Annotated in this window: 8 protein-coding genes and 1 pseudogene; 1 reads left to right on the forward strand and 8 read right to left on the reverse strand. The window is 65.3% G+C overall.

Annotation, left to right across the window (positions count from 1 at the left end; translation table 11 throughout):
- Nucleotides 1-242 precede the first annotated feature (242 nt).
- Nucleotides 243-584 (reverse strand): annotated as a pseudogene (locus ACWGJ5_RS40545) (UTRA domain-containing protein); the annotation flags it as partial.
- 339 nt (nucleotides 585-923) lie between these two features.
- On the opposite strand from ACWGJ5_RS40545, the gene ACWGJ5_RS40550 reads away from it, so the two are divergent.
- Complete coding sequence (locus tag ACWGJ5_RS40550; RefSeq protein WP_453314620.1) at nucleotides 924-1,148, forward strand: hypothetical protein; 225 nt, start codon at nucleotides 924-926, stop codon at nucleotides 1,146-1,148.
- A 19-nt stretch (nucleotides 1,149-1,167) separates the two neighbouring features.
- Here ACWGJ5_RS40550 and ACWGJ5_RS40555 read toward each other — a convergent pair whose 3' ends face one another.
- The 7 genes from ACWGJ5_RS40555 to ACWGJ5_RS40585 all read right to left on the reverse strand — a co-directional run.
- Nucleotides 1,168-1,377, reverse strand: coding sequence for a hypothetical protein (locus ACWGJ5_RS40555; protein WP_453314621.1), 210 nt, complete (start codon nucleotides 1,375-1,377; stop codon nucleotides 1,168-1,170).
- Nucleotides 1,378-2,263: 886 nt separating this feature from the next.
- The gene (locus ACWGJ5_RS40560) at nucleotides 2,264-2,956 is read right to left on the reverse strand and encodes a hypothetical protein (protein ID WP_453314622.1); all 693 of its coding nucleotides are present in this window, start codon (nucleotides 2,954-2,956) and stop codon (nucleotides 2,264-2,266) included.
- A gap of 610 nt (nucleotides 2,957-3,566) precedes the next feature.
- Nucleotides 3,567-3,938, reverse strand: a complete 372-nt coding sequence (locus ACWGJ5_RS40565) for a GIY-YIG nuclease family protein (RefSeq protein ID WP_453314623.1) — start codon at nucleotides 3,936-3,938, stop codon at nucleotides 3,567-3,569.
- 676 nt (nucleotides 3,939-4,614) lie between these two features.
- Nucleotides 4,615-5,712, reverse strand: a complete 1,098-nt coding sequence (locus tag ACWGJ5_RS40570) for a hypothetical protein (protein WP_453314624.1) — start codon at nucleotides 5,710-5,712, stop codon at nucleotides 4,615-4,617.
- A gap of 435 nt (nucleotides 5,713-6,147) precedes the next feature.
- On the reverse strand, nucleotides 6,148-6,489 hold the full coding sequence (locus ACWGJ5_RS40575) for a WD40 repeat domain-containing protein (RefSeq protein ID WP_453314625.1): 342 nt from the start codon (nucleotides 6,487-6,489) through the stop codon (nucleotides 6,148-6,150).
- A gap of 63 nt (nucleotides 6,490-6,552) precedes the next feature.
- Entirely contained in the window at nucleotides 6,553-7,650 is a 1,098-nt protein-coding gene (locus ACWGJ5_RS40580) for a WD40 repeat domain-containing protein (protein ID WP_453314626.1), read from the reverse strand.
- A gap of 27 nt (nucleotides 7,651-7,677) precedes the next feature.
- Nucleotides 7,678-8,428: IS256 family transposase (locus ACWGJ5_RS40585; RefSeq protein WP_453314627.1), on the reverse strand; the 751-nt coding region annotated here is incomplete at its 5' end.

Raw genomic sequence — 8,428 nt, forward strand, 5'->3', positions numbered from 1 at the left:
CCCTGACGTCGGCGTCGGCTGGTCCGGCGGTCGCGCGAGGGCGTTGCTGTGTGCCGCTGTCCGGCCTCGTCGATGTCAGCGTTGGATGTCACCGAAACAGTTGCGGAACTGGGCAGACCTCCAACGGTTCCTCCGGCCGTCGTCGTCCCGCCTGGACAGCACGAAACCGCCCCACTTCAGGGGCTGACTGCACTCGGGACAGGACGGGGCGTCGTCGGCCATATGACGAACCCTGAGCGGGGCTATCGGTTGATCGGGATCTCGTAGACGATCTCGCAGTGCACGGCGGGCACGACGATGTCGGCCGTCTCCACGGGCCGCCCCTGGTCGCTGTAGTACGTCCGCCGGATGTGCGTGACGAGCGCGGCCTTCTGGATGCCCAGGAGTGACGCCTCCTCGGCGGTCGCCTGCCTCGGCTCCGGCTGCTCCACGGCGTGGCTGACGGTGACACCGATCGCGGCCATGCGGTTCACGACCCCCGCCCCGGCGTGCGGCCCTCCCTCGGGGAGGACGACGAGTGTGCCGGCGGTGAGGTCGTACAGCTCCCAGCTCGTGGACAGCTGCACGAGCCTGCCGTCGGCCACTAGCCCTAACTGGTTAACTAGCGTCACTGAAAGTGGTTTTCCGGTGACGGAGGCTGCCCTGTGCCCCACGGCCGCGTCCTGTGGTCGTCGCTCCCCACCTGTCGGCTGAAGCCTGGTCGGCCCTGGCGGGGGTCTGCTGATGCCTCCTCGCCAACATGTTCAAGTCACTGGCGCCTCGGCCGTTCCCCACCGGTCGACCGCGTGCCGTATCGGCACACACCTTGCTTGCGTGGAGGCCTCCTGGGTCTCTGCACCGATCGACCTGCCGATCGTCTACGAGGCGTGTTCCTGCCCGTGTCACTCGGTGTGCGACCTGTCCACGCTCGCGCAGGTGCAGCGGTGACCGGCCGGGCGCCCGGCGGCGCGCTGGAATCCAACATTGAGAGCACTGCGGCCACCGTGCAACGGGGAGACGTCATCCAACTCGCAGGCAGGGCCTGCAGGGTAATGGACCTCTTCCAACTCCCGCAGGGGGCCAAGCAGCTCCTCTTCGAGTCAGGTGAGCTGCTGACCGTGCACGCGCGAACCCGGCTCGCCGCCGTTCGTGTGCTCAGAAGGCGGTGATCCGGTCCGTGTCTTCACGTCAGCACGCCATCGCCGGCGATCGCGTCGACGCGGTCTTCACCACCCGCCACATGACCGTGGAGAGGAGCAGGCCTCGGACGTCCTCGACGACCAGGACGCAGGCCTGGGAGACCTGCGACGGCTGACGAAGGAACTGACCGGGGCTTTGCGCGACGTACTCCGCGTCGCTACGAGCCGCGGTCACCTCCTGGAGGTGAGCGACGCTCATCGCCCCTGACGGGGACGGTTGCCTCTGAGCAGCTGTGGCGGTGCCCTTCCGTTCCTTCTTGACGCTTCGAGCGGCACGGACTCCTCAACGGCCTGCTCAGTGCAGCCTGACTTGCCGGTCTACTGATCACGGGTCTCGCTGACCAGCGAGACTGACGAAGCCCACGGCTCTGAACTGCTCAGAGGCCGTGGGCCTCTGTCGTTGTTGGTTAGCATCGGGTGACCTCGGACGGCCCAGAGACGGCCCGAGCTCCACCGTCGGCTGTCGCCAGCCTGGGGAAGACCTCCTCGTCCCGAACTATCGGCCGGACGGTCAGTGCGGTCCAGGACGCTGGTTATGGGGACTTCGAAGGTCTATGCCGGTCGGCTGCGGTTGCGCTGGTTGCTGTACTCCGCTGCTGTACCGCAACGGGCGGCCAGCGAGGTGAGACCAGCAGGGTTGACCTCGCTGATGACAGTGAGCGTCAGTCCGGTGCTTCGCGGCGGCGTCGATCTCGCCGATCAGGGCCTCGATGCCGTCGGCAGGGAACAGGAAGCAGCGGTCCTGCTCGCTGCCATGGGCGCCTCCCGACGGCCGCCGACGGTCGGCAGTGTGGTCCACCTTCGGGCCCAGGGCCCCGCTCATCCCCTGCGCGCCGCGGGCTGCCGGCCGAGGCAGAAACCGTCGCGTCGTAGCTCTACCTCAGCAACGACTCCAAGGAGCTTGGGGACGTCATTGCGCAGGCCATTGCGTCCGGTAAGGGCCTCTGTGGCCAGAGGGGCGGGAATGAACAGGATCCCGGCCCGATTACGGGCCGGGATCCTGTATTGTGCGCCTGGCCGGAGGGCGCCGGCCCAATTCCGGTGAGCCGGCGTTCTCCAGCGTGCGCATCAGGTGGCTGCTTGCCTTAGAATCCGCCGAATGCGCCGCCCTCGCCAATCCCGTCGCGGCAGATGACGCGGAAGCTGGCGATGACTCCGTTCTTGACCTTCACGCCGTCCTCCATCTCCTCGTGGTGCTCGCCCTTCTCGTGGTGCTCGCCGTTCTCGTGGTGCTCGCCGTTCTCGTGGTGCTCGCCGTTCTCGTGGTGCTCGCCGTTCTCGTGGTGCTCTCGCTCCTCGCAGTTCCCGTTCTCGTGCTCGTCATCGTCCTTGAACCTCGGGCAGACGGCGTTGGCGGAGCTGAAGGGGCCGACGGTGGCGACGGGGGCGCCGTTGTCGCAGACAGCCCCGCGGAAGACCTCGACCACGTTGCGACTGTCGTTGCGGATGTTGAGGGTCTTGGCACCCAGGCCGCTGACGACGGTGATGCAGCCGTCGGGGCGGCCGGAGAATTCGCGCTCGTTGAAGAAAATCCTGCCCTCGAAATAGCGGCGGGGCCCCCCTCCTTCTCTTCCTTCGTTGCCCTTGCCCTCGTTGGTGTTGGGGGTGCTGGGACCGGTGTTGGGGGTGCTGGGACCGCCGGACGGTGCCGCCGTGACCGCCGGGGCGGCCTGGGGAACCGGCGCCGAGGCGGCCGAGGCGTAGGTGATACCAGTCGCGGTCATTGCCGCGACGGCCGCGACGGCCGTGGCGATCTTGCGGGAACGGATCGTGAACATATCGCTTGCTCTCCTCTGAGACTGGAACAGGAGCGCCCGCTGTGGCAGCCGGTGCGTGATTGAACGTACTAACACCCCTTATCGCTGTCATATCGAGCAAATCGGGATCCCGGCTCCGTGGGGCTGATCGGGTACGCGGAGCCCCTCGACGTCACTCAGAGACAGAGCTGGCGAGCCATCAAATGCACTGTAAACACAAACAGTTGGATAGCAATTAGTCCTTGCAGGTGATCTTCTAACGTCTAGTCACCCGCGATGCTGGTGGGGCGCCGGGGATTGTCGGCGAGTCGCTGCTTGACATACGGCCTGTCGCAGGTTCAAAGGAGGCCACGTGAACGGGGGCTGTCCGACGAACGTAGCCGCACGCAGCAGGATTCGCCCAGGCCGGACGGTGTCCAATGCCAGCGGGCGCGGTCTACCCGCCGCGTCCAGAGAATCAAAGGGCGTGGCAAGACTTGTCTTCTTGCCCTGGGTCTTGCCGGGGATCTTGGTGAGCTGGGCCTTCCCTGCTCAGGAGCGGTGGGCGCGTGCGCCTGGTGGTCGACGTTGGTTGTCATTGGCCACTGTCGAGCGGCCTCGGACGGCCCAGACAACGACCCGTCGGCCAGCCCTACGAGCTGATTGGCAGCTCCCGGGCTCGCTGGCGTGCTTGGGCCCGTAGCTCCTTCAAGCGACTGTGGAACGCATTGTGGCCGTTCTGGTCGAGGTTCAGCGGGAGGTCGAGTTGGGAGATGAGCTGTGATTCCAGGTCCCACGGTTCGCTTCGCTCGATCCAGCACACCCGCGCGTTGTCCGCCATCCACTGGCTCAGCGTGGCCTCGCCGGCCTTGCCGAAGGTCATCCGCTTGCCGCTGCCCACCCGACGCAGTTCGAGTCCGAGCAGGCAACCGAGGGTGAGCCGCAGCGTCGAGCCGGCCGCGTTGCCCCGGTAGTGGTAGCGCACCCGCTTGCGTAGGTTCTGCGTGCTGGTTCGGTTCGCCATGTACCGCGGGGCTATCCCGACATAGAGAAGGCGCCCGGCGTCCAGGCCCGGGTTTGGCGACTGCTCGAAGTACCACCCGTAGACCCCTGCTGCCGCCGGGACAGGGCTCGGACGCACCAAGACTTCCTGCGCCGACCACAACCGATCGGGACTGACGAGAGCGGTAGCTTCCACGAACCCTCCAGACGTGCCACGGCTGATCGTCGCAGGCTACTGGTCGACGCTGACAGAACGTCCCTAGCCTGCGCAACTGTGTGACATCAGCTTGGGAAGCTCAGGTGATCTAGGGCCCGCTGCGAGGCTGACCTGCTGCGACAGGACGTCGCCGACCGGTGGCACGTCCGTTGACTCCCCGGTGTTCCCCGTGGTTCCCCGCACGATCTGGCACGCGTGTGGCACGACCGACCGCTCCGTCTGTAGGCGGGCGCCCTGGGTGCCAGGCGTTTTGAAGATGCGGGCAGACCTCGATAGGGCGGTCCGATCGTCTCTCATGACTACCGCGCTGGGCTGCCAACTGCCGTTGCCGTTCGCCGTCGTTGTCGTCAGCGCTGCCGTCGGCTGGGTGCCGGACCGCGTGCGGGGCCACAGCAGTCGGGCACTCGGGCAGCCAGGAGGTCGATCACCGTGCGTTGCGTTCTCGCCGCCGTCACTCCCTTGGTGGCCACTCTGAAAATGCTCAGTGACAGTTGGCCCAATCGTTCAGCCCTTGAGCGGTGGCGTGCGCGCACCGGTCGACCAGAGCGCTGAGCGAATGGTAGTCATGCTCTGGGAAATAGACAGGAACGAGACCGAAGAGCGGTTCCGACATGTCCAGAGATTGTGCTGCCGATCTCGGGTCGTAGTGCACCAGGGTGTTGCGGAAACCCTTGGTCGCCCCATTCATTATGGCTACTGCCTCTGGTGCCCCGATGATTCTTTCCAGGGTGGATCTGGAGAAATCAGAGAGTCCCTGATTGGAGTCCGCTCCGAGCCGAGTCAGACTTGCCAGTACGTGATAAAGGGTGGCGAAGCGGATCTTGAATACGGTGTATTCGAGGTTGAGTGGATCGCACCCTGTGACCAGCATCGAGGTTACGAAGTTTACCTGCGCCTGAAAGGCGGTCAGAACTCCATTGAGAACGGGCGTTTCGCGCCCGTTGAAGACCTGTCGGTAGTACCGATCTGCCCTAACCTCCGAGTCATCTATCTCTCCCCCTGTTGTGCAGCTGGCGAACGTCTTGGGTGCATCGATGTGGATCGATGCACCCAATGCACCGCGCCCCATCTGTTCTGTGATCGACCCGACATAGACCCCGCCGTCTTTCTGGAGCAAGAGCTTGGGTGCAATTCCCAAGTGAAAGGCGGTGGAATGGTTTGTGCTCACCAAGATGTCATTGTAGGTAAAAAGGCTTAGGTCGACTTCCAGGAAACGAGCGAACCGAAACCAGGTGTTTCCTAGAAAGTAATCCGAGTGAGTTCCGATGATCTCGTTTCGGTAGAATTCGAGCTGTCCGTTTACCCAACGCTGGTTGTCTTCAAAAAACTTCAAGCTGTTTCGGGACCGGGCGCACACCTCCGCTGCTTCCGCCGAGAAGTCCAACGATGGAGATGGCGTGATCATGCTGATCTTTGCGCGGGCCTCATGGATGACGAGGGAGATGAAGGGCATCATGCAGAAGGACGTGATCCCTGTCAGTTCCTTGTGTCGAAGACCGACCAGTGCACCGAAGAGTCGACCGATGTAGCTGGCGTCCTGCGCTACTCCTGCGCTGACAACTTCTTCCCTCGTGGGCAATGTGGCTCCCTCGTTGTTCGTGGATGAGTGGACGATGCCGTGGAGAGCGGGGCCGCTGCAACAGGGTTCCGGGCGGAAAGGCCATCGTCGACACTTCAGCAGGTCGGCGGATTGAACACGCTGTCCGAGGTGGAGTGCGCCGGCGAACCTGTGCACACGCTGCGGAGGCCCCTTGGGTCTGAGGTGAATGGGCTGGTGAGGAGCCCTGCAGAGGCTCGATCTGCTGGGGATCCTCCACAGTTGGTCCTCGGGGACCTGACCACCGCGTTAGGAGTTCGAGCTGGTGGCCTCACTGGTCGGCTGTTGCGGAGCCCGCGCTGATCTCCGGGACTCCCCAGAGCCGCTGGTGTCCTCCGTCGTTGATGTCAGACGTGGATGTCAACTGGCGGCGGCGTCCCACGCTGAATCCTAAGGAGGAGGTTTAGAGTCCGTGATTCACGCATAAGGGGCCCGGCGGAAAACCGCCACATCGTGGCCCAGGCTCACGATGAGATTTCCCGTCATGCTGATGGCGACATGCTGGGGGTCGGGGGTCGCCAACAACCCTGTCTGTTCGCCTGTTCGCAGGTTCCACACCCGCACCGTGTTGTCGTTGCCCGCGGTGACGGCGACTGGGGCGCCGTCCAACTCAGCACATGCCACCGCCCATGCCCGCTCGGTGTGGCCGGTGAGGGGCTCGCCAGCTGAGGCGCCTGTTCGCAGGTTCCACACCCGCACCGTGTTGTCTTTGCTGGGGATGACGGCGACTGGGGTGCCGTCCACCTTGGTGCATGCCACCGCCCATACCGTGCCGGTGCGGCCGATGAGGAATTCGCCGATTGGGGTGCTGGTTCGCAGGTTCTACATGCGTACGGTGTTGTCATTGCCGCCGGTGACGGCGACTGGGGTGCCGTCCACCACCGTGCATGCCACCGCATTCACCCAGCCGGCATGGCCAGGCAGCGGCTCGCCGATTGGGGTGCCGGTACGCAGGTTCCACACCCACACCGCGGCGTCGATGGCAGCGGCGACGGCGACTGGGGTGCCGTCCACCATCGTGCACGTCACCCCTGTCATCCAGCCGGTATAGCCGGACAAGGGCTCGCTGAAAGGCGTGCCGGAGGCCAAGTCCCAGATCCGCACTATCCCGTCGAACCCGGAAGTGGCAGCGACTGGGGTGCCGTCCACCTCGGTGCACGCCACTGCATTTACCTTCTCGGTATGGCCGGTGAGGGGCTCGCTGATTGGGGCACTGGTCCGGAGGTCCCACACCCGTACCGTGGTGTCGTCGCTGCCGGTGACGGCGATGGGGGTGCCGTCCACCACCGTGCACGCCACGGCCCGCACCACTTTGTCGGTGTGGAAGATCAGGGCCTCGCTGATTGGAGTACCGGTCCGGAGGTCCCACACCCGCACTGTGTCGTCGTCTCCGGTGACGGCGACTGGGGTGTCGTCTACCTCCGTGCACGCTACCCCCCAAACTGCGACAGTGTGGTCGGTGAGGGGCTCGCCGATTGGGGTCCGGGTCCGCAGGTTCCACACCCACACCGCGTCGTCGTAGCCACCGGTGACGGCGACTGGGGTGCCGTCCACCACCGTGCAAGCCACCGCCCACACGTTGCCGTTGTCGCCGGTGAGGGGCTCGCCGATTGGGGTCCGAGTTCGGAGGTTCCACACGCGCACCGTTTTGTCGTTGCCGCCGGTGACGGCGATGGGGGTGCCGTCCACCTCGGTGCATGCCACCGTCCACACCTCGTCGGTGTGGCCGGTGAGGGGCTCGCCGATTGGAGTGCCGGTCCGGAGGTTCCACACGCGCACCGTTTTGTCGTTGCCGCCGGTGACGGCGACCGGCGTGCCGTCCACCACTGCGCATGCAGCCGCGGTCGCCCTGCCCGAATGGCCGGTCAGGGCGTCGCGTAGAGCAAGGGTGAAGGTGCTGCCCGTGGCCGGGTCTGTCAAACGAACGGTGTAAGCAGGGTGGTTGGGTTACTGACGGGCCGCTGAGAGTCGGCCGTCGAAGGTGATGTCGAAGGCGTTCAGCGCGGTCTTCCACCGCATGGTCCAGCGGGCCTGGCCCTTGCCGGTGGGATCGAGTGACATGATGGCCATGTAGACGCACTTCAATGCGGCCTGCTCGTTGGGGAAGTGCCCGCGGGCCTTGACTGCTCGCCGGATCCGGGCGTTGACCGACTCGATCGCGTTGGTGGTGCAGACGGTGCGGCGGATCTCGGTGTCGAACCGTAGGAACGGGGTGAACTCCTCCCAGGCCGGCTCCCAGAGTTTGACGATCGCCGGATACTTCCTGCCCCAGGCGTCGGCGAACTCCGCGAATCGTTCCAGGGCGGCCTCTTCGGTCGGCGCCGGGTAGACGGGCTTGAGGAGCTTGGCGATCTTGTCCCAGTCCTGGCGGGCGGCATAGCGGAAGGAGTTCCGCAGCAGGTGGACCACGCAGGTCTGCACGATGGTCTTCGGCCAGACCGTTTCCACGGCCTCGGGCAGGCCTTTGAGTCCGTCGCAGACGAGCATCAGCACGTCGCTCACGCCGCGGTTCTTGATCTCGGTGAGGATGTGCAGCCAGTGCTTGGCGCCCTCGCCGCCGTCGCCGGCCCCCAGCCCGAGAATCTCGCGCCGGCCCTCGGTGGTGACGGCCATAGCCACATAGATCGGCCGGTTGGCGACGGCGCCGTCGCGGATCTTCACGTGGATGGCGTCGATGAAGACCACCGGATAGACGACG

Source organism: Streptomyces sp. NPDC054783, from assembly GCF_053611725.1.